22 protein-coding genes and 1 tRNA gene are annotated in these 23361 nt (G+C 58.4%); 17 read left to right on the plus strand and 6 right to left on the minus strand.

Going from position 1 to position 23361, the window contains the following annotated elements:
• Nucleotides 1-21 precede the first annotated feature (21 nt).
• From groL to VI26_RS09730, 7 genes are all read left to right on the plus strand, one after another.
• Nucleotides 22-1662 carry a chaperonin GroEL gene (groL, locus tag VI26_RS09700; protein WP_048409519.1) on the plus strand — a complete coding sequence of 547 codons (1641 nt, stop codon included), beginning with the start codon at nucleotides 22-24 and terminating at the stop codon, nucleotides 1660-1662.
• Nucleotides 1663-1783: 121 nt separating this feature from the next.
• Nucleotides 1784-2530 (plus strand): Nif3-like dinuclear metal center hexameric protein, encoded by a 747-nt coding sequence (locus tag VI26_RS09705; RefSeq protein WP_048409520.1) that lies wholly within the window; start codon nucleotides 1784-1786, stop codon nucleotides 2528-2530.
• A 114-nt stretch (nucleotides 2531-2644) separates the two neighbouring features.
• A complete protein-coding gene (gene petA, locus VI26_RS09710; RefSeq protein WP_048409521.1) occupies nucleotides 2645-3229 on the plus strand; it encodes a ubiquinol-cytochrome c reductase iron-sulfur subunit in 585 nt (194 codons plus the stop codon).
• Between the two features lie 14 nt (nucleotides 3230-3243).
• The gene (locus VI26_RS09715; RefSeq protein ID WP_048409522.1) at nucleotides 3244-4581 is read left to right on the plus strand and encodes a cytochrome bc complex cytochrome b subunit; all 1338 of its coding nucleotides are present in this window, start codon (nucleotides 3244-3246) and stop codon (nucleotides 4579-4581) included.
• A 16-nt stretch (nucleotides 4582-4597) separates the two neighbouring features.
• Nucleotides 4598-5362 (plus strand): cytochrome c1, encoded by a 765-nt coding sequence (locus VI26_RS09720; RefSeq protein WP_048409523.1) that lies wholly within the window; start codon nucleotides 4598-4600, stop codon nucleotides 5360-5362.
• Between the two features lie 150 nt (nucleotides 5363-5512).
• On the plus strand, nucleotides 5513-6115 hold the full coding sequence (locus tag VI26_RS09725) for a glutathione S-transferase N-terminal domain-containing protein (protein ID WP_048409524.1): 603 nt from the start codon (nucleotides 5513-5515) through the stop codon (nucleotides 6113-6115).
• Between the two features lie 9 nt (nucleotides 6116-6124).
• A complete protein-coding gene (locus VI26_RS09730; RefSeq protein WP_048409525.1) occupies nucleotides 6125-6565 on the plus strand; it encodes a ClpXP protease specificity-enhancing factor in 441 nt (146 codons plus the stop codon).
• Between the two features lie 371 nt (nucleotides 6566-6936).
• On the opposite strand, the gene VI26_RS09735 is transcribed toward VI26_RS09730, so the two are convergent.
• Both VI26_RS09735 and glnK read right to left on the minus strand, forming a co-directional pair.
• On the minus strand, nucleotides 6937-8253 hold the full coding sequence (locus tag VI26_RS09735; protein WP_369799203.1) for an ammonium transporter: 1317 nt from the start codon (nucleotides 8251-8253) through the stop codon (nucleotides 6937-6939).
• Nucleotides 8254-8280: 27 nt separating this feature from the next.
• Complete coding sequence (gene glnK, locus VI26_RS09740) at nucleotides 8281-8619, minus strand: P-II family nitrogen regulator (protein ID WP_048409527.1); 339 nt, start codon at nucleotides 8617-8619, stop codon at nucleotides 8281-8283.
• 301 nt (nucleotides 8620-8920) lie between these two features.
• On the opposite strand from glnK, the gene VI26_RS09745 reads away from it, so the two are divergent.
• The 6 genes from VI26_RS09745 to VI26_RS09770 all read left to right on the plus strand — a co-directional run bounded on the left by VI26_RS09745 (nucleotide 8921) and on the right by VI26_RS09770 (nucleotide 13193).
• The gene (locus VI26_RS09745) at nucleotides 8921-9208 is read left to right on the plus strand and encodes an accessory factor UbiK family protein (protein WP_048409528.1); all 288 of its coding nucleotides are present in this window, start codon (nucleotides 8921-8923) and stop codon (nucleotides 9206-9208) included.
• 5 nt (nucleotides 9209-9213) lie between these two features.
• The gene (locus VI26_RS09750; protein WP_048409529.1) at nucleotides 9214-10722 is read left to right on the plus strand and encodes a YifB family Mg chelatase-like AAA ATPase; all 1509 of its coding nucleotides are present in this window, start codon (nucleotides 9214-9216) and stop codon (nucleotides 10720-10722) included.
• Between the two features lie 148 nt (nucleotides 10723-10870).
• Entirely contained in the window at nucleotides 10871-11512 is a 642-nt protein-coding gene (locus VI26_RS09755; protein WP_231462449.1) for an SPOR domain-containing protein, read from the plus strand.
• A gap of 27 nt (nucleotides 11513-11539) precedes the next feature.
• Nucleotides 11540-12151, plus strand: a complete 612-nt coding sequence (locus VI26_RS09760; protein WP_048409531.1) for a thiol:disulfide interchange protein DsbA/DsbL — start codon at nucleotides 11540-11542, stop codon at nucleotides 12149-12151.
• Nucleotides 12152-12230: 79 nt separating this feature from the next.
• Nucleotides 12231-13052: an undecaprenyl-diphosphate phosphatase gene (locus tag VI26_RS09765; protein WP_048409676.1), complete on the plus strand. Its 822-nt coding sequence runs from the start codon at nucleotides 12231-12233 to the stop codon at nucleotides 13050-13052.
• A 64-nt stretch (nucleotides 13053-13116) separates the two neighbouring features.
• Nucleotides 13117-13193 (plus strand) — tRNA-Met (locus tag VI26_RS09770).
• Between the two features lie 143 nt (nucleotides 13194-13336).
• On the opposite strand, the gene purB is transcribed toward VI26_RS09770, so the two are convergent.
• The 3 genes from purB to ffh all read right to left on the minus strand — a co-directional run bounded on the left by purB (nucleotide 13337) and on the right by ffh (nucleotide 17072).
• The gene (gene purB, locus VI26_RS09775; protein WP_048409532.1) at nucleotides 13337-14707 is read right to left on the minus strand and encodes an adenylosuccinate lyase; all 1371 of its coding nucleotides are present in this window, start codon (nucleotides 14705-14707) and stop codon (nucleotides 13337-13339) included.
• Between the two features lie 63 nt (nucleotides 14708-14770).
• Nucleotides 14771-15667, minus strand: a complete 897-nt coding sequence (locus tag VI26_RS09780) for a RimK family alpha-L-glutamate ligase (RefSeq protein WP_048409533.1) — start codon at nucleotides 15665-15667, stop codon at nucleotides 14771-14773.
• Nucleotides 15668-15716: 49 nt separating this feature from the next.
• Complete coding sequence (gene ffh / locus VI26_RS09785) at nucleotides 15717-17072, minus strand: signal recognition particle protein (protein WP_048409534.1); 1356 nt, start codon at nucleotides 17070-17072, stop codon at nucleotides 15717-15719.
• 107 nt (nucleotides 17073-17179) lie between these two features.
• Between ffh and VI26_RS09790 the strand changes: the two genes are divergently transcribed.
• Both VI26_RS09790 and VI26_RS09795 read left to right on the plus strand, forming a co-directional pair.
• On the plus strand, nucleotides 17180-18001 hold the full coding sequence (locus VI26_RS09790; RefSeq protein ID WP_048409535.1) for an inner membrane protein YpjD: 822 nt from the start codon (nucleotides 17180-17182) through the stop codon (nucleotides 17999-18001).
• 36 nt (nucleotides 18002-18037) lie between these two features.
• Nucleotides 18038-18415, plus strand: coding sequence for a helix-hairpin-helix domain-containing protein (locus VI26_RS09795; RefSeq protein ID WP_048409536.1), 378 nt, complete (start codon nucleotides 18038-18040; stop codon nucleotides 18413-18415).
• Nucleotides 18416-18468: 53 nt separating this feature from the next.
• On the opposite strand, the gene VI26_RS09800 is transcribed toward VI26_RS09795, so the two are convergent.
• Nucleotides 18469-20031 (minus strand): deoxyribodipyrimidine photo-lyase, encoded by a 1563-nt coding sequence (locus VI26_RS09800; RefSeq protein WP_369799200.1) that lies wholly within the window; start codon nucleotides 20029-20031, stop codon nucleotides 18469-18471.
• 187 nt (nucleotides 20032-20218) lie between these two features.
• Here VI26_RS09800 and VI26_RS09805 point away from each other — a divergent pair, with 187 nt between their 5' ends.
• Together VI26_RS09805 and pilB are read left to right on the plus strand one after the other, a co-directional pair.
• Nucleotides 20219-21385, plus strand: coding sequence for a porin (locus tag VI26_RS09805; RefSeq protein WP_048409538.1), 1167 nt, complete (start codon nucleotides 20219-20221; stop codon nucleotides 21383-21385).
• A gap of 221 nt (nucleotides 21386-21606) precedes the next feature.
• Nucleotides 21607-23313, plus strand: a complete 1707-nt coding sequence (gene pilB / locus VI26_RS09810) for a type IV-A pilus assembly ATPase PilB (protein ID WP_048409539.1) — start codon at nucleotides 21607-21609, stop codon at nucleotides 23311-23313.
• Nucleotides 23314-23361 lie beyond the last annotated feature (48 nt).

The raw sequence follows: 23361 nt of genomic DNA on the forward strand, positions 1-23361 counted from the left end.
AGAATTCTGGAGATTTAAAGAATGGCTGCTAAAGACGTAAAATTCGGTGATTCCGCTCGCGCCAAGATGGTAACCGGCGTCAACATCCTGGCTGATGCCGTTAAAGTGACTCTGGGCCCGAAAGGCCGCAATGTCGTGCTGGATCGCTCCTTCGGCGCGCCGACCATCACCAAGGATGGCGTATCCGTCGCCAAGGAAATCGAACTGAAGGACAAGTTCGAGAACATGGGCGCGCAGATGGTGAAAGAAGTCGCTTCCAAGACTTCCGACGTGGCCGGCGACGGCACCACCACCGCCACCGTGCTGGCTCAAGCCATCGTACTGGAAGGCATGAAGTACGTTGCCGCCGGCATGAACCCGATGGATCTGAAGCGTGGCATCGACAAGGCCGTTGCCTCGCTGGTGGGTGAGATCGCCAAGATCGCCAAGCCGTGCGCCACAACCAAGGAAATCGCTCAGGTTGGCTCCATTTCCGCCAACTCTGATTCCGACATCGGCGACATCATCGCCAATGCCATGGAAAAAGTGGGCAAGGAAGGCGTGATCACCGTTGAAGACGGCAAGAGCCTGAACAACGAGCTGGACGTGGTTGAAGGCATGCAGTTCGACCGCGGCTACCTGTCCCCGTACTTCATCAACAACCAGGACAAGCAGATTGCCGCTCTGGACAATCCCTTCATCCTGCTGTTCGACAAGAAAATCTCCAACATCCGCGACCTGCTGCCGGTTCTGGAGCAAGTGGCCAAGTCCGGCCGTCCGCTGCTGATCATCGCCGAAGACGTTGAAGGCGAAGCGCTGGCGACTCTGGTGGTTAACACCATCCGCGGCATTCTGAAAGTGGTTGCCGTTAAAGCCCCGGGCTTTGGCGATCGTCGCAAGGCCATGCTGCAGGATATCGCCATCCTGACCGGCGGCACCGTGATTGCCGAAGAAGTGGGCCTGACTCTGGAAAAAGCCTCGCTGGAAATGCTGGGCCAAGCCAAGCGCGTTGAAGTGGGCAAGGAAAACACGACCATCATCGATGGCGCCGGTCAAGCCGCTGAGATCCAGTCCCGCGTGGGCGAGATCCGCAAGCAGATGGAAGAAGCCACTTCCGATTACGACCGTGAGAAGCTGCAAGAGCGCGTGGCCAAGCTGGCCGGCGGTGTTGCTGTGATCAAGGTTGGCGCAGCCACTGAAGTGGAAATGAAAGAGAAGAAGGCTCGCGTTGAAGACGCGCTGCACGCTACTCGCGCGGCTGTGGAAGAAGGCGTTGTGGCCGGCGGCGGCGTAGCGCTGCTGCGCGCGCGCTCCACCCTGGATACCCTGAAAACCGACAATGCGGATCAGGACGCTGGTCTCAAGATCGTGCTGAAGGCGATTGAAGCCCCGCTGCGCCAGATCGTCAAGAACGCCGGTGAAGAGCCGTCGGTCGTGGTGAACAAGGTGCTGGAAGGCAAGGGCAACTTCGGTTACAACGCCGCCAGCGGCGAGTACGGCGATATGCTGGAAATGGGCGTGCTGGATCCGGCCAAGGTGACCCGCTCCGCTCTGCAGCACGCTGCTTCGGTAGCTGGCCTGATGCTGACCACCGACTGCATGATCGCTGAACTGCCGGAAGACAAGCCGGCGGCCGGCATGCCGGATATGGGCGGCATGGGTGGCATGGGCGGCATGATGTAAGCTGACGCCAAGTCCGCATTGAGAAACCCCGCGCAAGCGGGGTTTTTCTTTATATGCGCGGTTTAGGTGTCGGCTTCTGGCAAAATAAGGCTGGGGCATATATTAAATTAAGGAGTACGCAATGGATTTGCTGGCATTGCAGAGTAGCCTGGATACGATTCTGGAGCCGTGGCGCTACAAGGACTACGCACCCAACGGCCTGCAGGTGGAGGGGCGGCGGGAGGTGAAGCGAGTGGTGACGGGGGTCACCGCCTCGCAAGCCTTGATCGATGCCGCGGTGGCGCGCGGTGCCGATGCGCTGTTGGTGCATCATGGTTATTTCTGGAAAGGCGAGGACGCGCCTATCTGCGGCATGAAACGCCAGCGTGTGAAAACCTTGCTGCAGCAGGATTTGAGTCTGCTGGCCTACCACTTGCCGCTGGATGGCCACCTGGAGTTTGGCAATAACGCGATGTTGGGCAAGGTGCTGGAGCTGGAGGCCCGAGGTCAGGACGGCGAGCAGGGTTTGTTGTGGCATGGGGAGTGGCCGGCCGCCGGCAGCGCAGCGGACTTTGCCACTCATGTCTCCGCGTGCCTGGGCCGGGATGCCTTGTTGCTGGGACGTGGTGATAAGAAGGTTTCGCGTGTGGCCTGGTGCACCGGCGGAGCGCAGGGTTTTTTTGCCGAGGCGATTGCGTTGGGGGTGGATGCTTTCATCACCGGCGAGGCCTCGGAGCAAAATCATCATATGGCAATGGAGTGTGATGTTGCGTTTATCGCGGCGGGTCACCACGCCACCGAGCGGTTTGGCGTCAAGGCTTTGGGCGAACATCTGGCCCAGCTCCATGGCATAAGTGTCGAATTTGTCGATATTTCCAACCCGGTTTAGGGGGCAGGATGGGGCCGCGGGCAATTTATTTGCATAGATGCTTCAAGTCCCTACTCGGAATCGGGTAAAATCAGGCAGTTTTGGGCTCGGTTTCCACGTTTGAGGATGACTGTAATGAGTGAACAACAAGTCGATACGGGGCGCCGTCGCTTTCTGACGGTTGCAACCAGCGCTGTTGGTGGTGTGGCGGTGGCCGGAGTGGCGACGCCGTTTCTGATGAGTTTCTTCCCGTCCGAGAGGGCAAAGGCCGCTGGCGCTCCCGTCGAAGTGGATATCGGCAAGATCGAGCCGGGCCAGAAAATCAACGTCGAGTGGCGCGGCAAGCCGGTGTGGGTGTTGAACCGCACGCCGGAGCAGCTGAAAAATCTACCCAAGCTGGATGACAAGCTGGTCGATCCCAAGTCCGAGATGGAACAGCAGCCGGCTTACTGCCAGAACGAGCATCGCTCGATCAAGCCCGAGTTGCTGGTGGCTGTCGGTATTTGCACCCACTTGGGCTGTTCGCCGACCCACCGTCCGGATATCGCGCCCGCTGATTTGGGCCCGGACTGGCTGGGTGGCTTCTATTGCCCGTGTCATGGTTCCAAGTTCGACCTAGCCGCGCGCGTCTACAAAGGCGTGCCGGCACCTAAGAACCTGGAAATTCCGCCGCACAAATATCTGTCCGACACCCGCCTGCTGATTGGCGAAGACAAATAAGCTGAGGGGGCTACATGACTAAAGGACAAAAACTGCTCAATTGGGTGGACGAACGCTTCCCGCTGTCGTCGATGCTCAAGGAGCACGTCACCGAGTATTACGCGCCGAAGAACTTCAACTTCTGGTACTTCTTCGGTTCGCTGGCCATGCTGGTGCTGGTGATTCAGATCGTCACCGGTATTTTCCTGACCATGAACTACAAGCCGGACGGTACCTTGAATGGTGCCGGCATCCCGGTTGCCTTCGCCTCGGTCGAATACATCATGCGCGATGTGGCCGGTGGCTGGATCATCCGCTACATGCACTCCACCGGCGCGTCGATGTTCTTCGTGGTGGTGTATCTGCACATGTTCCGCGGCCTGATTTACGGCTCCTACAAGCAGCCGCGTGAACTGGTGTGGGTGTTCGGCACGCTGATCTTCCTGTGCCTGATGGCCGAGGCCTTCATGGGCTATCTGCTGCCATGGGGACAGATGTCGTTCTGGGGCGCGCAGGTGATCGTCAATCTGTTCGGCTCCATCCCGGTGATCGGTCCGGACCTGTCGGTGTGGATTCGTGGCGACTACGTGGTGTCTGACGCCACGCTGAACCGCTTCTTCGCGCTGCATGTGATCGCGGTGCCGCTGGTGCTGCTGGCATTGGTGGTTGCCCACCTGATCGCGCTGCATGAAGTCGGTTCCAATAACCCGGACGGCGTCGAAATCAAGAAGTTGAAGGATGAGAAGGGCATTCCGCTGGACGGCATTCCGTTCCATCCTTACTACACCGTCAAGGATATCCTGGGCGTGGTGGTGTTCCTGATCGTGTTCTCCGCCATCGTCTTCTTCATGCCGGAGATGGGCGGTTACTTCCTGGAGCATCCGAACTTTGACCAGGCCGATCCGCTGAAGACACCGCCGCATATCGCGCCGGTATGGTACTTCACCCCGTTCTACGCCATCTTGCGCGCCATTCCGTCCTTCCTGGGCACCCAGGTATGGGGCGTCTTGGCAATGGGCGCGGCGGTGGTGCTGATCGCCTTCCTGCCGTGGCTGGATCGCTCGCCGGTGAAATCCATCCGTTATCGCGGTCCCAAGTTCAAGTTCATGCTGGTCCTGTTCATCGTGGCCTTCATCGGCCTGGGCATTCTGGGCGCCTTGCCGTCCACCAATGCCCGCACCGTGATCGCACAGGTGCTCTCGTTCGTCTACTTCGCCTTCTTCCTGGGCATGCCGTTCTACACCAAGAACGATGTGGGCAGCATCCCGGTGCCGACGCGGGTGACCGAGACCAATACCAAGCGCAAGATCCAGTTCGCCGTGCTGGTGGCGGTGACTGTGGTGGCCGCAACCGTATTCGCCATGAACGTGTAAGAAGGGGAAAGGACTCATGAAAAGCAAAATCCGCCACCTGATCGCGGCCATGGTGCTGGCTCTGCCGTTTGCCGGCACGGCTCTTGCCGCAGGTGAAGGGCCCAAGTTGCCCAAGGCGCCGATCGATATCCAGGATACGGAAAGCTTGCAGCGCGGCGCGCAGATCTTCACCAACTATTGTCTGTCCTGCCACTCGGCCAGCGCGATGCGTTATAACCGCCTGACCGATATCGGTCTGACCGAAGAGCAGATCAAGGCCAATCTATTGCCGGAAGGCACCAAGATCGGCGAGCAGATGAATGTGGCGATGAACAAGAAGGATGCCCAGGCCTGGTTCGGCGCTACGCCGCCGGATCTGTCGCTGATCGCTCGTTCGCGCGGCGCCGATTATCTGTACGGCTATCTGCGCGGCTTCTACCGCGATCCCAGCCGTCCGACCGGTTGGAACAACGCTGTGTTCGACAAGGTGGGCATGCCGCACATCTTCTGGGAATGGCAGGGCGAGCAGGTGCTGAAGACCGAGAAGAACGCGGAAGGCCATGAAGAGCACAAGCTGGAGCTGATCAAGGCCGGCTCCTTGACCAAGCTTGAGAACGGCAAGGCGAACACCGTGGAGTTCGACAAGCGCATGGCGGACCTGACCAACTTCCTGGTCTATATCGGCGAGCCGGCTCAGGTGAAGCGTCAGCAGATCGGTTATGTCGTGTTGATGTTCTTGTCGCTGCTGCTGTTGCCGTTGGCGTATTTCTTGAAGAAAGAGTACTGGCGCGACGTGCATTAAGCCCGATTCGGGTTTGTGAAAAAGGCGGAGAATTCCGCCTTTTTTCTTTTTAATCATGGCCTTATGTAACTGTGCTGGAAATTGGCAGGTGGAAAGTGCTAGAATGCTCAGCTGAATCAACCCATTGTTAGTTAAGGATTTCCTCCTGCCATGATGACTCTTTACTCCGGAATTACCTGCCCGTTCAGCCAGCGTTGTCGCATCGTGCTTTTTGAAAAGGGAATGGATTTCGAAATCATTGATGTGGATATCCATAACAAGCCGGAAGATCTGGCGGTGATGAATCCCTACAATGAGGTGCCGGTATTGGTCGAGCGCGATTTGATCCTGCACGAATCCAATATCATCAACGAGTACATCGACGAGCGCTTCCCGCACCCGCAGCTGATGCCGGCGGATCCGGTGATGCGCGCGCGCGCCCGTTTGTTCTTGTACCGCTTCGAGAACGAGCTGTTCATTCACGTCAAGGCGCTGGAGGCTGGAGCCACCGGCAAGGAAGCCAGCAAGGCGCGTGAAGCGATCCGCGACGGTCTGACCACGATAGCGCCGATTTTCTCCAAGCAGAAGTTCATGCTGGGCGATGATTTCTCTATGATTGACGTGGCGATCGCGCCGCTGATGTGGCGTCTTGAGCATTACAATATCGATCTGGGCAAGAATTCGGCGCCTATCCTGAAGTACGCCGAGCGTATCTTCCAGCGTCAGTCCTTCATCGATTCGCTGACGCCGTCCGAAAAGGCCATGCGCAAATAAGGACTGCCAATGAGCTCCAGCACCAAGCCCTACATGATCCGCGCGCTGCATGAATGGTGTGGCGACAACGGCTTCACGCCCTATGTGGTGGTATGGGTCAATGAGCGCGCCGATGTGCCGCGCGAGTACGTGAAGAACAACGAGATCGTGCTGAACATCGGCTTGTCGGCCACCAAGAATCTGCGCATCGATAACGAGTGGCTGTCGTTTTCCGCTCGTTTTGGTGGTGTGTCCCGCGATATCTGGGTGCCTATCGGCAATGTAATGTCTATTTTCGCCCGGGAGACAGGCGAAGGCATGGGCTTCGAAGTGGAGCTGGGGGCCGAGGAGGCCGCCGCGCCGGCGCTGAAGCCGGTTGCCGCCGATGAGGAAGCCAAGCAGGACGAGACGCCGGCCGCGGAAGCGCCGGCCAAGCCCAGCGGTCGTCCCAGTCTACGCATCGTCAAATAACGCCTATCCAAGCATCGAAAGCCGGCCTACTCAGGTCGGCTTTTTTTATATGGTGCTAAGAATCTGTTTACGGTTTCGCGAGCTAGGGCGAGACAAGGCGAAAACGGCTGAGAAAGCGGAGTGTACATACGGTACATGAGTATTTCGAAGACGTACTCACCGTGTAACGCGTCGACGACGCGCAGCAGATCGTAAACAGGTTCTTGGAGCAGCTAATATTATCAGTTTCACGGCTGAGGCAAGGCGCGCCGACGCAACTTGTACTCGAGTACGGCAAGTCGGCGCAATGCAGCATCAGGGCTTTGTTAACCGCTCGAAAAAAAGGGCGCCAGCGGCGCCCCAAGTCCCTTAGCACAACAAGAAAACCTGATTTATTCGACGCGCTCGCCATGGAGGATAAGGTCCAGGCCTTCGCGCTCCTCGTCTTCAGCCACGCGCAGCCCTATCACCGCATTGATCAGCTTCAACAGGATGAAGGTGACGATGGCGCAATACAGCGCGGTAACCCCAACGCCCAAGGCCTGGGCGGCCAGGCTGCCATCGGCGCCGCCAATTTCTTTCACCGCCAGCACACCGGTCAGCAAGGCGCCCAAGATGCCGCCGATGCCGTGCACGCCAAAGGCGTCCAGCGAATCGTCATAGCCCAGCATATGCTTGAGGCCGGTAGCGCCCCAGAAGCAGACAACGCCAGCGGCAATGCCAATGATCAGCGCGCCTTTGACGTCGACGAAGCCGGCCGCCGGAGTGATGGCAACCAGGCCGGCTACCGCGCCAGAGGCGATGCCGAGCACCGAGGGTTTTTTCTTGGTGATCCACTCGGCGAACATCCAGGCCAGCGCTGCGGCGGCGGTGGCAAGCTGGGTGGTGACCATCGCCATGCCGGCGCGGCCATCCGCGGCGCCGGCGGAGCCTGCATTGAAGCCGAACCAGCCCACCCACAGCATGGATGCGCCCACCAGGGTCAATACCAGGTTGTGCGGTGGCATCGCTTCCTTGCCGAAGCCGACGCGCTTACCCAGCACCAAGGCGGTCACTAGGCCGGCGATACCGGCGTTGATGTGAACCACGGTGCCGCCTGCGAAATCGAGCACGCCTTTATCCGCCATCCAGCCTCCTGGCGCCCAGACCCAGTGTGCCACCGGCACATAAACCAGCAATGACCACAGCGCCATGAAGGCCAGCATGGCGGAAAACTTCATCCGTTCGGCGAAAGCGCCGGTGATTAGCGCCGGCGTGATAATGGCGAAGGTCATCTGGAAGGTCATGAACACCGATTCCGGAATAGTGGCGGCCAGCGGATGCACCGCCAGTTTGCCGGCATCCTTGAGATAGACCATGCCGTCCAGCATCACGCGGCTCAGGTCGCCCAGATAGGGGGAGCCAACGGTGAAGGCCAGACTGTAGCCGATGACGACCCACAACACCGTGATCAGTGCGGTGATGGCGAAGCTTTGCATCAAGGTGGCCAGCACGTTCTTCTTGCGCACCATGCCGCCATAGAACAGGGCGAGGCCGGGAATGGTCATGAACAGCACCAGCGCGGTGGAGATCAGCATCCAGGCGGTGTCGCCGGCATTGATGCTTTTGGCGTCGGCGATGGCCGGACCGGCCGGAGCGGCGGCGAACGCCAACGGAGCCGCCAGGCAACCGCCGGCGAGCAGAGTGATTGCGAGCAGTTTTTTCATTATCGTTTCCCCTGTCTGCTAATGATTGGTTCAGACCGCGTCCGCGCCGGTTTCGCCGGTGCGGATGCGCACGACCTGCTCCAGTTCGTAGACGAAGATCTTGCCGTCGCCGATCTTGCCGGTGCGGGCGGATTTCACTATGGCCTCCACCACCTGGTCGAGCAAGGAGTCGTCGATGGCGATCTCCAGCTTGACCTTGGGCAGGAAGTCCACCACGTATTCCGCGCCGCGGTAGAGTTCGGTGTGTCCTTTCTGGCGACCGAAGCCTTTGACCTCGGTGACGGTGACCCCTTGTACGCCGATGGCGGACAGGGCCTCGCGGACTTCATCGAGCTTGAAGGGTTTGATGATGGCAGAAACGAGTTTCATGACTGCTCCTTAGGGTCGGATGATCCGGTGTCTTGGGTTGAGCGCTGCTGAACCACCAATACGCATGAATCGTGCCAGGCGCTGCTTAGCGCAAAAGAAAACCCTGGAATCATGTTGCAATGCAAAAACGGCCTGTACTGGCCGTTTTGGCACTTTTACTGTGCACGCGGTGAGGCGGTGGCGCACTGATTTGGTGCTACAGTGGCGAAGGCAAGCGCGCCGCGCGTTCCAGCAGGTGGCGGCTTGGGCTTTTTGCTACACTCTGCGCTGTTATCACTTATCCACATCAAGGAGCCGCAGCATGCTGAGCCAGAAACTGTTCGAAGAAATCGGCAACAAGATCAGCGAGACCATCGCCGCCAGTCCGGCCAAGGACATCGAGAAGAACGTCAAGGCGATGATGGCTTCCACTTTTTCCAAGATGGATCTGGTGACGCGGGAGGAGTTTGACGTGCAACAGGAGGTGTTGGCGCGCACCCGCGAGAAACTGGCGCAGCTGGAACGTCAATTGGCGCGTCTGGAAGCGCAAGTCTTTCCGGATGAAGCCGCGGCCAAGACCGAGGCCCAGTCCGAGCTAGGCCACTCCTGAGTCCCATGGCGCTGGCCGTGGTGGCAAGCCGGGCCTTGTCCGGCCTGGACGCGCCCGAAGTGGCCGTGGAAGTGCACCTGGCCAACGGCTTGCCCGCATTCACCATCGTCGGCCTGCCGGATTTGGAGGTCAAGGAAAGCCGTGAGCGAGTGCGCGCGGCAATCCTGACCTCTGGTTTCGAATTTCCCGCTCGGCGCATCACTGTCAATCTGGCGCCTGCAGATCTGCCCAAGGATTCAGGCCGCTTCGACCTGCCCATCGCCATCGGCATTCTGGTGGCGAGCGGCCAGGTGCGTTGCGCCACCTTGTCCGAGTACGAAATAGCCGGCGAACTGGCATTGACCGGCGCATTGCGACCAGTGCGCGGCGCCTTGGCCATGGCTTGCAAGACGCGGGCCGCCGGCCGCGCCTTTATCTTGCCGCAGGCCAGTGCCAAGGAAGCCGCGGTGCTGGAGGGCATGTCCTTGTATGGCGTGGACACTCTGCTTGAGGCCTGCGCCTTTCTCAACGGTTTGCAGCTCTTGCAGCCATGCCGGCCCGAGCCGGGCGATGCCGAGGCTAGGCCAAGTTATCCGGATCTGTGCGACATCAAGGGGCAGCCGCTGGCGCGCCATGCCTTGGAAGTGGCGGCGGCGGGGCGCCACAGCCTATTGCTGATGGGGCCGCCCGGTACCGGCAAGTCGATGTTGGCCGCGCGTTTGCCCGGTATCTTGCCAGAGATGCCGGATGATGAAGCTTTGGAGAGCGCGGCGGTACGCTCTCTGACCACGGGAGGCTTTACCTTGGACAGCTGGGGCGTTCGGCCCTTTCGCTCTCCGCACCACACCGCTTCCGCCGTGGCCCTGGTGGGCGGCGGCAGCGATCCGAGGCCAGGGGAAATCAGCTTGGCGCATCATGGGGTATTGTTTCTGGACGAGTTGCCCGAGTTCGACCGCAAAGTGCTGGAGGTTTTGCGCGAGCCGCTGGAGGCCGGTGTCATCCATATTTCACGCGCTGCGCGCCAGGCCAGCTTCCCTGCACGGTTTCAATTGATTGCGGCGATGAATCCGTGCCCATGTGGCTATCTTGGGCATTTCAGCGGAAAATGCCGCTGCACGCCAGAGCAGGTAGATCGTTATCGGGGTAAAATCTCGGGGCCTTTGCTGGATCGCATTGATTTGCATATCGAGGTGCCGCCCTTGCCGGCCAAGGAATTGGTGGCGGGAAGCGCCGGCGAAAGCAGCGAACGCGTCCGGGAGCGGGTGGAATGCGCGTATCACCGGCAATTGGCGCGGCAAGGCAAGGCGAATGCCGAACTCAGCGGCGTGGAATTGGAGGGCATAGGCGGCTTTCACGCCGATGCATTGGCATTATTGCGCCAGGCTTTGGACAAGATCGGCTTGTCGGCGCGCGCTTATCATCGGATACTTCGGGTTTCCAGAACCATTGCCGATCTGCAAGGTCAGGCTATGGTCATGCGGGAGCATGTATTGCAAGCGATCCAATTGCGGCGCGCGGCAATGCCCAATGGCTAGAATAAATAAAGAATTGATCAATCCAGATAGTTTTACCAACTATTTGATTAGCTAAAAGCGTAAGTGGTGCATGGCAAATCGAGATTTAAAAAATTCCTCCCGTAGTTCCCGCAGCCGGTCTTCCGGCGCCAAAAGCGGAGGCGGCGGCATGGTGGCTGGCATCGTCATCGGGCTGATTGTCGGCGTCGCCGTCGCGGTTGGCCTCGCCATGTATCTGAATAAATCCTCCACCCCATTCAGCAACTTGGAAAAACTGGACCGCAAGACCGCAGGCGCTTCCGCGCCGCCTACCGAGTTGCTGGCGCCCGGCACGCGTATTGCCGATGCTGCCTCGGAAACCGCGGTCACGCCGGCTCCGGCGGTCAAGCCGGCCCAGGAGCCGACGGCTCCGCCGCCGATGCCGGCCGAGGTGCCGGTCAAGCCGGCCGCGCCAGCAGCCAAGGATGCGGGCAAGGATGAGCAGCGTTTCGACTTCTACAAGATACTGCCAGGGCAGGTGGATGCGGTGCCGGGCAAGAATGGCAAGGCGACGGAACCTTCTAACCCGCCGGCTGCCAAAAAGGTTTACTTGCAACTGGGCTCCTTCCAGAACCAGGACGAGGCCGATAACCTCAAGGCGAAACTGGCCTTGCTGGGCGTGGAGGCCAAGATCCAGTCGGTAACCGTGCCGGAGAAGGGCTTGGTGCACCGGGTTCGGGTGGGGCCATACAGCCGTCAGGACGAGGTCGATAGGGTGAAGGCCCAGTTGAAGCAGGACGGTATTGGCGCAACAGTCGTCAAGGCGGAATAAACTCTTCCTCTATTAGGAAAATCGAGAATGAAAAAGTGGTTATTGCTTTCTTTGATGCTGTTCAGCGGCCTGGCGAACGCTGCGATTGAACTGGGCAAGGATTACACCATGCTGGCGACGCCGCAGCCAGTGGCCGATCCCAAGAAAGTGGAAGTGATCGAGTTTTTCTCCTATCACTGCATCCATTGCCTGGACCTTGAGCCGGCGATGAGCGCCTGGGAGAAGAGCAAGCCGGCCGATGTGAGTTTCACCAAGGAGCAGATCGTATGGCAGAAGTCGATGGAAGGCTTTGTGCGCATGTTTGCCGCCTTCAAGAGCTCCGGTACCTATGACAAGCTGCACCGGCCCGCTTTTGAAGCTGTCGTGAAGTCGCGCGTCAATCTGTCGGATGAAGCGGTGTTCAATGGTTGGCTGAAACAGCAGCCGGGCGTTAATGTCGCCAATGTGATGCAGGCTTACAAGTCCTTCGGCGTGAATGCGCAGGTGGCCAGGGCCACCAAGATGACCCGCGACTATGCGATTCAGGGCACGCCCACCGTCATCGTCAACGGCAAGTATGTGGTGAAGCCGGTGGCGCCGGAGCGCATGGTACAGGTGATCAATGAGCTGGTGGCCAAGGCCCGAGCCGAGAAAAAATAATAATCGACCGTAATGGTTCGTGAAGAAGGCAGCCCCGTGGCTGCCTTTTGTGCGTCTTAATTCTTGATGGGGGATGGATATGGATGTGATGTTGCTGGCCAAGGCCTTATTGTTGGGCATCGTCGAGGGGCTGACGGAGTTTTTCCCGATTTCCAGCACCGGTCATTTGATCGTGGTGGGGGATCTGATCGATTTCCAGAACAATGCCGATGTATTTGAAGTTGTGATTCAGCTAGGGGCGATCCTGGCCGTGGTCTGGGAATATCGCCAGCGCTTTCTCGGTGTGGCGCAAGGCGCTTTGCAGCGAGATGCGCAATCGCTGCGCTTCATCAGCAATCTGCTGGTGGCTTTTTTGCCGGCGGCGGTCATTGGCTTCTTCGCGATCAAGGCGATCAAGCATTACTTGTTCAACCCGGTGACGGTGGCGCTGGCCTTGGTGGTTGGCGGCGTGATCATCCTGCTGGTTGAGCGTCGGCAACGGGTGCCGCGGGTGATCAGCGTTGACGATATGAGCTGGCAGGACGCGCTGAAGGTCGGCATCGCCCAGGTGTTTGCCATGGTGCCGGGTACTTCGCGCTCGGGCTCCACCATTATCGGCGGCATGCTGTTCGGCCTGGATCGCAAGGTGGCCACCGAGTTTTCCTTTTTCCTGGCTGTGCCGACCATGTTCGCGGCGACTTTCTACGACGTGTACAAGCACTGGCACCAATTCACCGCCACCGATGTACCGGTGATAGGCGTAGGCTTCATCGCCGCTTTCATCAGCGCTTTCTTCGCGGTGCGCGGTTTGATCCGCTATGTGTCCAGCCATAATTTCAATGTATTTGCCTGGTATCGCATTGTCTTTGGCTTGGTGATCCTGGCCACCTGGCAGCTGGGTTTGGTGAATTGGAGTGCATGAACTGGCTTGATATAAAAATATCTTGACAGCAGGGCGGCCTACGTTTAATATGCAACCTCTCTGACGCGGGGTGGAGCAGTCTGGTAGCTCGTCGGGCTCATAACCCGAAGGTCGTAGGTTCAAATCCTGCCCCCGCAACCAAATTCAAGAACCCAGCTTTCTTTTGAAAGCTGGGTTTTTTGTTGTCGCAGTTTTGCTAGCTGTTCGAGCAAAGGTTGATTGTGGATAGCAAATAAAAAAAACCGCCGGGTGACGGCGGTTTTTTTATGCTCGAGCCAAGGTGCTCAAATACGTTTGGCCAGCTCCGCGGCCTTGCCGATATAAGCTGAGGGAGTCAACTCCAGCAGACGGGCTTTTTCCGTTTCCGGCAGCTCCAGGTTCTTGATGAAGGCATGCAGGGTTTCGCGGGTGATGCCGCCCTTGCCGCGAGTCAGTTCTTTCAACTGCTCATACGGATTGGGCACGCCATGACGGCGCATCACGGTCTGCACCGGTTCGGCCAGCAGTTCCCAGCTGTTGTCCAACTCGGTGGCGATTGCTTGCTGATTGATTTCCAGCTTGTTCAGGCCTTTCAGGCAGGCCTTCAGGCCTAGCAGGGTATAGCCGAAGCCCACGCCCATATTGCGCAGCACCGTGGAATCAGTCAGGTCGCGCTGCCAGCGCGATACCGGCAGCTTTTCCGCCAGGTGGCCTAGGATGGCGTTGGCCATGCCAAAGTTGCCTTCCGCGTTCTCGAAATCGATGGGGTTGACCTTGTGCGGCATGGTGGAGCTGCCGACTTCGTCTTTTTTCACTTTCTGCTTGAAATAACCCAGCGAGATATAGCCCCAGATGTCGCGGTTCAGGTCGATCAGGATGGTGTTGACCCGTCCCAGGACCTGGTACAGCTCGGCCATGTAGTCGTGCGGCTCGATCTGAATGGTGTAGGGATTGAAGGTCAAGCCCAGGCCAGTGACGAAGCGGCCACAGAGGCTTTCCCAGTCTATGGACGGATAGGCGACCAGGTGCGCATTGTAATTGCCCACCGCGCCGTTGATTTTGCCGAGGATTTCCTGGTGCACCAGTTGCTCGCGTTGGCGCTTCAGGCGGTATACCGCATTGGCCAATTCCTTGCCCATGGTGGATGGCGTGGCCGGCTGGCCATGGGTGCGGCACATCATCGCGGTGTCGGCCAGCTCATGCGCCAGTTTCTGCAGCTTGTGGATGACCTCGTCGATGGCGGGCAGGGCCACGGTGTTGCGCGCGGTTTTCAGCATCAGCGCGTGCGACAGATTGTTGATGTCCTCGGAAGTGCAGGCGAAGTGGATGAACTCGCTGGCGGCCATCACTTCCGGGTTGCCGGACAGGCGTTCTTTCAGCCAGTACTCGATGGCCTTGACGTCATGGTTGGTGCGCGCCTCGATGGCTTTGACTTCCTCGCCGTGCTGCACCGTGAAGTTGGCGATCACATCGTCAATCTCGCGGATCGTCGCTTCGGAGAAGGCGGGCACTTCTTCTATGCCTGGTTCGGCAGCCAGCATTTTCAGCCATTCCAGTTCCACTTTGATGCGGAACTTCATCAGGCCGTATTCGGAAAACAGATTGCGCAGGGCCTCGACTTGGCCGGCGTAGCGGCCATCCAGGGGGCTTAGGGCGGTCAGCGTGGTCAGGTTCATGCTGGGTAGTTCCAAACGTGGGTTGCCGGTGTTCTGGCGGGTTGCAGTACAAAATCGGCTGGTTCAGCTCAAGCGGCGCGCGAGCGCCGCGGCCAATTCATCGGCCGCTTGCGGCCGAAAGCGGAAAAACAGCTCCGGTTCAATCATTTCCAGTTCCATGATCGCCAGGCGTTCATGGTTGTCGTAAATCACGTCGACGCGCGCATAGAGCACATCAAAGGGCACGGCGCGCACCGCGGCTTCCGCGAAAGCGATTTCCTGAGCGCAGGCCTGATGCGCGGCAACCTGGCCACCATGGTCGTCCTGCACGCGGAAATCGCCCGCCTTTGGTGTTTTGCGGATCGCGTGACTGAAGCGGCCATCGATGACGATCAGCGACAACTCGCCGCGAGTCAGCACATTGCGCTGCATCGGTTGCAGCAGCATGGCTTCTTGTTGGATCAACTCGGCGTACACGCACTCCAGCGATTCGGCCGCGGCAAGATCGACGCGGTAGGTGTGCCGCGCGGCACCGGAAACGGCCGGCTTCAGGATCGCGTCATTCCAGCCCTGGGCATCGAGTTGCCGGCGCAGTGTCTGCGGCGCGCCTTTCTCAATGTAGTGCGTGTCTACGGTATGGACAGCGTTTTGTTGCAGTTCGGACAGGTAACGCTTGTCCAAATTCCAGCGTATCAGCGAAATATCGTTGAACAGCCGGGTTTGCTCGGCTCCGCGCTCCAGCCAGGCGCAAAACGCCGGCAAGCGCTCGAAGTAATCCCAAGTGCTGCGAAATAGCGCGCTGCGGGTGTCCGACCAGGACATGTCCGGGTCGTCCCAGGCCAGGCGGCTCGCGCGCAGACCCTGGCGTTGCAGTGCCGCCAACACCATTTCGTCTTCTAGGTGGACCTGCTTGCGGTACCAGTCTTCATCGTCCGGCTGCAACAGGCGCGAATCGGTCAGAACGGCAACATCGAGCGACATCGAAATCCTTTTACATCAAGAAAAACGGGTGCTGGGCACCCGTTTTAGCTTACATGCCGGGCATCATGCCCTTCATGCCGCGAAGCATCTTCATCATGCCTCCCTTGGAGGAGAACTGCTTCATCATTTTCTGCGTCTGCTCGAATTGGTTCAGCAGCTTGTTGACTTCCTGCACCGTGACCCCGGCGCCGGCGGCGATGCGGCGCTTGCGGCTGGCTTTGAGCAGCTCGGGCTTGTGGCGCTCCTGCGGCGTCATCGAGTTGATGATGCCTTCGATGCGACGCATGGCTTTCTCCGCCTCCGCGCCCTGTACGCCCTTGGCCATCTGGCCCAGTTGGCCCGGCATTTTTTCCAGCAGATTGCTCATGCCGCCCATTTTCTTCATTTGCTGCATCTGCGCCTTGAAATCCTCGAGGTCGAAGCCCTTGCCGGACTTCAACTTCTTGGCCATGGCGGCGGCCTCGTCGTGATCGATGCCTTTTTGCACTTCCTCGATCAGCGACAGCACATCGCCCATGCCCAGGATGCGGCTGGCGATCCGGTCCGGATGGAAGGGTTCGAGGCCGGACACTTTTTCGCCGACGCCGATGAATTTGATTGGCTTGCCAGTGATGTGGCGCACCGACAGCGCCGCGCCGCCGCGGGAATCGCCATCCATCTTGGTCAGGATGACACCAGTCAGCGGCAAGGCTTCATTGAAGGCCTGGGCGGTATTGACGGCGTCCTGGCCCTGCATCGCGTCAACGACGAACAGGGTTTCCACCGGATTCAGCGCCGCGTGCAGCGCCTTGATCTCGGCCATCATCGCTTCGTCGATGGCCAGGCGGCCGGCGGTGTCCACCATCAGCACGTCGAAGAAGTGGCGCTTGGCGTGATCCACCGCCGCGCGGGCGATGTCGATCGGATTCTGTTCGCCGGAAGACGGGAACCACTCGACGCCGACCTGTTCGGCCAGCAATTTGAGCTGCTCGATCGCGGCGGGGCGGTAGACGTCGGCGGAGACGACCAGCACCTTTTTCTTCTGGGTCTCTTTCAGCAGCTTGGCGAGCTTGCCCACGGTGGTGGTTTTACCCGCGCCCTGCAGGCCGGCCATCAGCACAATGGCTGGCGGCACTGCAGCCAGGTTCAGGGCGTCGTTCTTGTCGCCCATCAATTTGGTCAATTCTTCATTGACCACGCCCACTAGGGCTTGGCCCGGGGTCAGGCTGCCGACCACGTCTTGGCCTAGCGCGCGTTCCTTTACCTGTGCGATAAAGGTGCGAACCACGGGCAGGGCGACGTCGGCCTCCAGCAAGGCCATGCGCACTTCGCGCATCGCGTCCTGGATATTGGCTTCGGTCAAGCGCGCATTGCCGCGCAGATTTTTCATCACGCCGGACAGGCGGCTGGTCAGGTTGTCTAGCATGGTGCGTCCTTACTTCTGCCAACGGCTTGCCGGTTGGTGTAGACTCTCAAACCATTGATTTTACCACGAGCCGCCGGGCTGCACCCGGTTTTGATAAAACACCTGCCATGACCAGCTTCCTGCTCGCACTTTCTATTGCGCTGATCCTCTCTTACGGGGTTTTCACCTGGCACTACTTCGCCAATTGGCGTGGCCTGGCCTGCTGGCCGCGCAAGCCGCGGCTGGAGCACAGCCTATTGGGCGTGCTGCTGCTGCTGCAGGCTATCGCCGTGCTGATGCCGCTGACCCAGGGGCCGTTGCTTTCTCTGGGAGTGGGGCGCGCCCTATCGGTGATGGTGTGGATCATGTTGTTGATCTACTGGACTTGCAGCTTCTTTTATCGAGTTGAGGGCTTGCAGCTGTTCATGATGCCGCTGGCCATGGCCGCGCTGGGCTTCGCCTTGTTGTTTCCTGGTCAGCATGTGGTGCAAGACCTGAGCAACCCCGCCTTCGTGCTGCATATTCTGGTGTCCTTGTTCGCCTACAGCCTGTTCGCCATCGGCGCCTTGATCGCCATTCTGATGTTGTTTCTGGAAAAGGCCTTGCACGATAAGCGGGCATCGCCGCTGGTCAAGCAGCTGCCGCCCTTGCTGTCCTTGGAAAAAATGATGTTCCAGGTCATTGGCGTCGGCTTCCTGCTACTGACGGTGTCCCTGCTGACGGGGGTGGTGTTTTCCGAAGAAGTGCTTGGCCATGCGGCGGCGCTGACGCACAAAACGGTTTTTGCCGTCGTGTCCTGGCTGCTGTTCGGCGGCTTGCTGATCGGCCGCAAACTGCAAGGCTGGCGCGGCCGAGTGGCGATTCGTTGGACTTTGGCCGGTTTCCTGTCCTTGGCGCTGGCTTACATCGGTAGCAAGGTCGTCATAGAATTGATCCTGCAACGCAGTTGAGGTTGCCGAGTCTTGCCTCATACAAGGAGATCGATGATGAAAAAACTGTTTGCCCTGTTTGCCGCCCTGATGTTGATTTGCAGTACCGCTTTCGCCGCGGTCAACATCAATACCGCCAGTCAGCAGGAACTGGAAGCACTGAAAGGCATAGGTCCGGTCAAAGCCAAGGCGATTGTGGATTATCGCGCCAAGAATGGGCCGTTCAAGAGCGTCGATGATTTGAAGAACGTCAGCGGCATCGGCGATAAGACCCTGGAAAAGTTGCGCAGCGAGATCGCGATTAGCGGCGCTTCCAGTGCGGCGCCGAAAGCGGCGGCCAAGCCCGCGGCGGCTCCTGCGGCCAAGCCGGCTGCGGCCAAGCCGGCCACAGCAAAGAAAGAAGCCTCCAAGCCGGCGGCCAAGAAGAAGTCCTGAGCCATTTATCCTGGCTGTCCCTGCTGAAAAACGCCCGCGCTTGCGGGCGTTTTTCATTGCCTGCCAAACAAGGCCAGCGCTTGTTGCCGTTGGACGGCATGGTCAACGATGGGAGTAGGATAGTCGCGCCCAAGCACAAAGCCGTCCGGTAATTGTTTCGCCAGCCAGGGCGCGTGGATCGCCTGATCATCCAGTTGCGCCAGCTCAGGCAGATAGCGCCGGATGAAGCGGCCTGCGGGGTCGAATTTTTGCGATTGGGCCACCGGGTTGAAAATCCGGAAGTAGGGCTGGGCATCGCAGCCGGTGGAGGCCGCCCATTGCCAGCCGCCATTGTTCGACGCCAGATCGAAGTCCAGCAGCTTTTCCGCGAAATAGCGTTCACCCAGACGCCAGTCGATCAGCAAATCCTTGACTAGGAAACTGGCAGCGACCATCCGCAGCCGGTTGTGCATATAGCCGGTTTGATTCAACTGTCTCATCGCCGCATCAATCAGCGGATAGCCGCTTAGTCCTTTCTGCCAGCTTTCCAGCCAATCTTGGCGATTAGGATAAGCAAGGTTGCGATATTGCGGCTTGAAACTGTGTTCTGCGACCTCGGGAAAGTGCCAGAGCAGTTGTTGATAGAATTCCCGCCAGATCAATTCCTTCAGCCAGCAAGCCGCGCCTTCGCTGCCGTCAAAGCAGGCGAACTGAACCAGTTGGCGTATCGACACCGTTCCGAAGCGCAAGTGAGTGGACAGATAGGACACTCCCTTTACTGCGGGATAGTCCCTTTGCTCATGGTAGCGCTGAATGCGCTGTTGGCAGAAATCGGCGAGCAACTCCGCCGCACCGGACATGCCAGGCTTCAATAGGCAGGGTTCGACCTGGGTAAAGCCCAGCTCGCTCAGGCTGGGCATGATTGGAACGCCCGCCGGTGCGCGCAGCCTCCCGGCCAGCGGCGGCACCTCCCGTGACTGGCTATGGTAGGGCGTCAACCTTTTCAGCCAGGCATTGCAATAGGGCGTGAACACGGTGAAAGGCTTGCCGCCGCCGGTGAGCAATTCGTCTTTGGCGAAGATGACTTGGTCTTTGCATTGGCGCAACTCCTTGCCCTGAGCGCTGAGGATGGCCGCGATACCCTGGTCGCGCTGGCGCGCATAAGGCTCGTAGTCCTCATTGGCGTAAACCGTATCGGCGTCCAACTGCATGGCGAGCCTGGGAATGATGGCTTGCGGTTCTCCGGTCTCGCACCACAAATCACCGCCTACCGCGCGCAGTAGGTCGCGAATTTCTAGCAAGGAGTGCCAGATGAAGCCTAGACGTCGGTCCGAAGAGGGAAGGGAGGCCAGGATATTGGTGTCGAAAATGAAAACGCATTGCACAGGATGGCCTGCGGCCAGGGCTTGTTGCAGGGCATGGTTGTCTTCCAACCGCAAATCGCGTCGGAACCAATAAAGTGAGGACTTGCTCATGGTTGTGGATGGTGCGGTGTGATTGTCTGACAATGAATGGTCCATTTTATTTGCGATGATCTGTTGTTTTTTTGCAATAAACTTTGGCTTGTGTTGTGTATTTGCATCTTGCAAGCCGTCCGGCTGTGCTTTGTAGGCTATGTGAAACAATGTGTTAGCCACTGTGTGTTGTTTTTTTGCTTGGTTTTTTGTCGAAAGCGCATGCTGTTTTTGTTTTTTCGCAACGCTGGTCTTATATTGAGGCTAGCAATCACCGGAGCATATCGGTGACACATAAATGTCCGGATTCTCTGGCCTTAGAACTAGCGAAATCAACAGGACAATATCAACTGACTTGAAAGGAACTGCAATGAACAAGACGCATATCGCTCTTGCAATCGCCGCCCTGATGCCGGCCGCTGCCGCGATGGCCGACGTTACCATCTACGGTGAAATCCGTGGCGGTTACGAGTACAACAAGACCTACAATTCCAGTGCTGGGGTTGATGCCAATGGCAAGCCGCAAGGCACCTCCCAGATCAACGACTGGACTTCCCGCATCGGCTTCAAGGGCAATGAAGATCTGGGCAATGGCCTGAAGGCGATCTGGCAGGTGGAAAACCGCGTGCATATCGACGGCACCAACGGCAACAAGAATGGTAGCTCCAGTGATAGCTTCGCCACCCGCGATAGCTTCATCGGCTTGGCCGGCGACAATTGGGGTAAAGTCCGTTTGGGGCGCTTGTCCAACTACGCCAACGACATGATGGAACAAGTGGATCCTGGCTTCTACAGTGATGAGAGTGTCGGCGGTCTGGGTATGTTCACCCGGTTGGATGGTCGTCAAAACAACTCGATCCGTTACGACAGTCCAAATTGGTATGGCTTCAGCTTTGCCTTCCTGTACGGTGCAGATGAAAATCGCAAGATTGACCCGAATAGCGGTTCGCGCACCAACAATCAGACCTGGAACTTGGGTCTGAGCTACGAAAACTCCGGCTTCTTCGGCAAGTACAACTACCAGAACTGGGGTGATGCAGACAAGCGTGGCGGAGTTAAGAATTGGCATCGCTTGGAGGCTGGTTACAACGCCAATAATCTGTATGTGGCTTTGGGCTATCAACAGATTGAGGGCTACCTGGCCACCTCCACAACTGGTGGTGTAACGACGTTCACGGATGATGCTGGTGTGGTTTACAACGTAAATGCTTTGAATGCTTACGCCAAGTCTGCCAATGCGCAAATAACCGCAGCTTCTTTTGATACGACTCAGCGAATCAAAACCAAGGAAGCCGCTTTGACTGTGGGCTATACCTTTGGCTCTCTGACCCCGTATTTCTCCTATGTCAAAGGTTATGATGTCAGCGTTGGCGGTAATAACTTCTCGAACTCGGGCTATGATCAGTTCGTGTTGGCGCTGGATTACTCCTTGTCCAAGCGGACCGACGTCTACACTTCCTATGGTAATGTGAAGTGGAAAGATGGCGCGCTGGCTAGGGAAAACAGCTTCGGCCTGGGCTTGGTGCATCGCTTCTAAGTCAGCCTGAGTTTGATCTTGAAAGGACTGCTACGGCAGTCCTTTTTTATTTTGGCGCAACGAAGCTTTGAATTGTCCTGCTCCGGGATTTAAGTCAAAGTGCCCCCCACATTTTGCATATAATGTTGTAACGGCGGCTTTGTTGTCTTGAGGGGGCTGGGTTCTGGCTCCGTTTCGGTCGCCGCATCGTCAATTCTGTCCTTTAGGTAGGTTGCAAGCGTATGGAAGCTTCGGCGGGAATTTCCGGCTTGGGTCGAGCCCTGGTGCAAAACAATATGTTGCTGCAGCAGGATGCCGACGCGATTCTGCGGCAGTCGCTGGCATCGCATATCAGCTTTGTCGAGCAGCTGATCCAGAGCAAGAAGATGAATGCCCAGGAAATTGCGATGTTCGCGTCCAAGACCTTCGGCTATCCCTTGCTGGACATGTCCGCCGTCGACCTGGAGCAACTGCCCAAGGGCTTGGTAGATGATGAATTGATCGCCAGCCGACGGTTGTTGCCCTTGCTCAAGCGCGGCAACAAGCTCTACGTCGGTACCTCGGACCCTACCCAGACCTCGGCCTATCACGCGATCACCTTCAAAACCGGCATGACGGTGGAAGTGGTGGTGGTGGAGGACGACAAGCTGGGCAAGATGCTCGGCAAGTACAACGAGGACGCCACCGCCGCGATCAAGGCATTGGAGAACGAGGATTTCGGCGATCTCGAGTTTGCCGATCCTGACGCGCCGGCAGAGAGTGGCGCGCAGCCGGACGTGGATGATGCGCCAGTGGTCAAGTTCATCCACAAGGTATTGCTGGACGCGATCAATGGTGGCGCATCCGATATTCATTTCGAACCGTACGAGAAGTTCTATCGCATCCGCTATCGGGTGGATGGCGTGCTGAAAGAGGTATCGCAGCCGCCCCTGGTGTTGAAGGAAAAGATCGCCTCGCGGATCAAGGTCATTTCCAAGCTGGACATCTCGGAAAAGCGGGTGCCGCAGGATGGCCGGATGAAGTTGGTGATCTCCAAGGCGCGCGCGATCGACTTCCGGGTCAGCACTTTGCCCACCTTGTATGGCGAGAAGATCGTGATGCGTATCCTGGATTCGTCGGCGGCGAACCTGGACATCGAGCAACTGGGCTTCGAACCGGAACAGAAGCGCTTGCTGCTGGACGCGATTGCGCGCCCCTATGGCATGGTGCTGGTCACCGGGCCTACCGGCAGCGGTAAAACAGTGTCCTTGTACACCTGCCTCAATCTGCTGAACAAGCCGGATATCAATATCGCCACCGCCGAGGACCCGGTGGAAATCAACTTGCCGGGCATCAACCAGGTCAACGTCAACGAAAGGGCCGGCCTGACTTTCGCCTCGGCCTTGAAAGCCTTTCTACGCCAGGATCCGGACGTGATCATGGTGGGGGAGATCCGGGATTTCGAAACCGCCGACATCGCGATCAAGGCGGCGCAGACCGGCCACATGGTGTTCTCCACCCTGCACACCAATAATGCGCCGGCCACGCTGACGCGGATGTTGAACATGGGGGTGGCGCCGTTCAATATCGCCAGCTCGGTGTTGTTGATCATGGCGCAGCGCCTGGCGCGACGCCTGTGTGCGCATTGCAAGAAGCCGGCGGACATCCCCGAGGCAGCGCTGCTGCGCGCCGGCTTCAAGAAAGAAGAGCTGGATGGCAGCTGGAAGCCGTATGCGCCGGTGGGCTGCGAAGAGTGCCGCAATACCGGTTATCGCGGCCGTACCGGCATCTACGAAGTGATGCCGATCACCGATGCGATGACGCGGCTGATCATGCAGAATGGCACCGCCATCGACATCGCCGACTTGGCGCGGCAGGAGGGCATGGTGGATCTGCGCCACGCCGGCCTGCTCAAGGTCAAGGCCGGGTTGACCTCGCTGACCGAGATCGAGGCGGTGACCAATGAATAAGCATGAGATTAGGGATCCAGCCGCGCTTGATCGGCGGCTCTGAAAGCT

It is taken from the genome of Chromobacterium sp. LK1 (genome assembly GCF_001043555.1).
GTDB classification, from domain to species: domain Bacteria; phylum Pseudomonadota; class Gammaproteobacteria; order Burkholderiales; family Chromobacteriaceae; genus Chromobacterium; species Chromobacterium aquaticum.

Bases quoted from the DNA above. Each gene is read 5' to 3' on its own strand.
- groL (WP_048409519.1), top strand. From the start codon at position 22: ATGGCTGCTAAAGACGTAAAATTCGGTGATTCCGCTCGCGCCAAGATG.
- VI26_RS09705 (WP_048409520.1), top strand. From the start codon at position 1,784: ATGGATTTGCTGGCATTGCAGAGTAGCCTGGATACGATTCTGGAGCCG.
- petA (WP_048409521.1), top strand. From the start codon at position 2,645: ATGAGTGAACAACAAGTCGATACGGGGCGCCGTCGCTTTCTGACGGTT.
- VI26_RS09715 (WP_048409522.1), top strand. From the start codon at position 3,244: ATGACTAAAGGACAAAAACTGCTCAATTGGGTGGACGAACGCTTCCCG.
- VI26_RS09720 (WP_048409523.1), top strand. From the start codon at position 4,598: ATGAAAAGCAAAATCCGCCACCTGATCGCGGCCATGGTGCTGGCTCTG.
- VI26_RS09725 (WP_048409524.1), top strand. From the start codon at position 5,513: ATGATGACTCTTTACTCCGGAATTACCTGCCCGTTCAGCCAGCGTTGT.
- VI26_RS09730 (WP_048409525.1), top strand. From the start codon at position 6,125: ATGAGCTCCAGCACCAAGCCCTACATGATCCGCGCGCTGCATGAATGG.
- glnK (WP_048409527.1), bottom strand. From the start codon at position 8,619: ATGAAACTCGTTTCTGCCATCATCAAACCCTTCAAGCTCGATGAAGTC.
- VI26_RS09745 (WP_048409528.1), top strand. From the start codon at position 8,921: ATGCTGAGCCAGAAACTGTTCGAAGAAATCGGCAACAAGATCAGCGAG.
- VI26_RS09750 (WP_048409529.1), top strand. From the start codon at position 9,214: ATGGCGCTGGCCGTGGTGGCAAGCCGGGCCTTGTCCGGCCTGGACGCG.
- VI26_RS09755 (WP_231462449.1), top strand. From the start codon at position 10,871: ATGGTGGCTGGCATCGTCATCGGGCTGATTGTCGGCGTCGCCGTCGCG.
- VI26_RS09760 (WP_048409531.1), top strand. From the start codon at position 11,540: ATGAAAAAGTGGTTATTGCTTTCTTTGATGCTGTTCAGCGGCCTGGCG.
- VI26_RS09765 (WP_048409676.1), top strand. From the start codon at position 12,231: ATGGATGTGATGTTGCTGGCCAAGGCCTTATTGTTGGGCATCGTCGAG.
- purB (WP_048409532.1), bottom strand. From the start codon at position 14,707: ATGAACCTGACCACGCTGACCGCCCTAAGCCCCCTGGATGGCCGCTAC.
- VI26_RS09780 (WP_048409533.1), bottom strand. From the start codon at position 15,667: ATGTCGCTCGATGTTGCCGTTCTGACCGATTCGCGCCTGTTGCAGCCG.
- ffh (WP_048409534.1), bottom strand. From the start codon at position 17,072: ATGCTAGACAACCTGACCAGCCGCCTGTCCGGCGTGATGAAAAATCTG.
- VI26_RS09790 (WP_048409535.1), top strand. From the start codon at position 17,180: ATGACCAGCTTCCTGCTCGCACTTTCTATTGCGCTGATCCTCTCTTAC.
- VI26_RS09795 (WP_048409536.1), top strand. From the start codon at position 18,038: ATGAAAAAACTGTTTGCCCTGTTTGCCGCCCTGATGTTGATTTGCAGT.
- VI26_RS09805 (WP_048409538.1), top strand. From the start codon at position 20,219: ATGAACAAGACGCATATCGCTCTTGCAATCGCCGCCCTGATGCCGGCC.
- pilB (WP_048409539.1), top strand. From the start codon at position 21,607: ATGGAAGCTTCGGCGGGAATTTCCGGCTTGGGTCGAGCCCTGGTGCAA.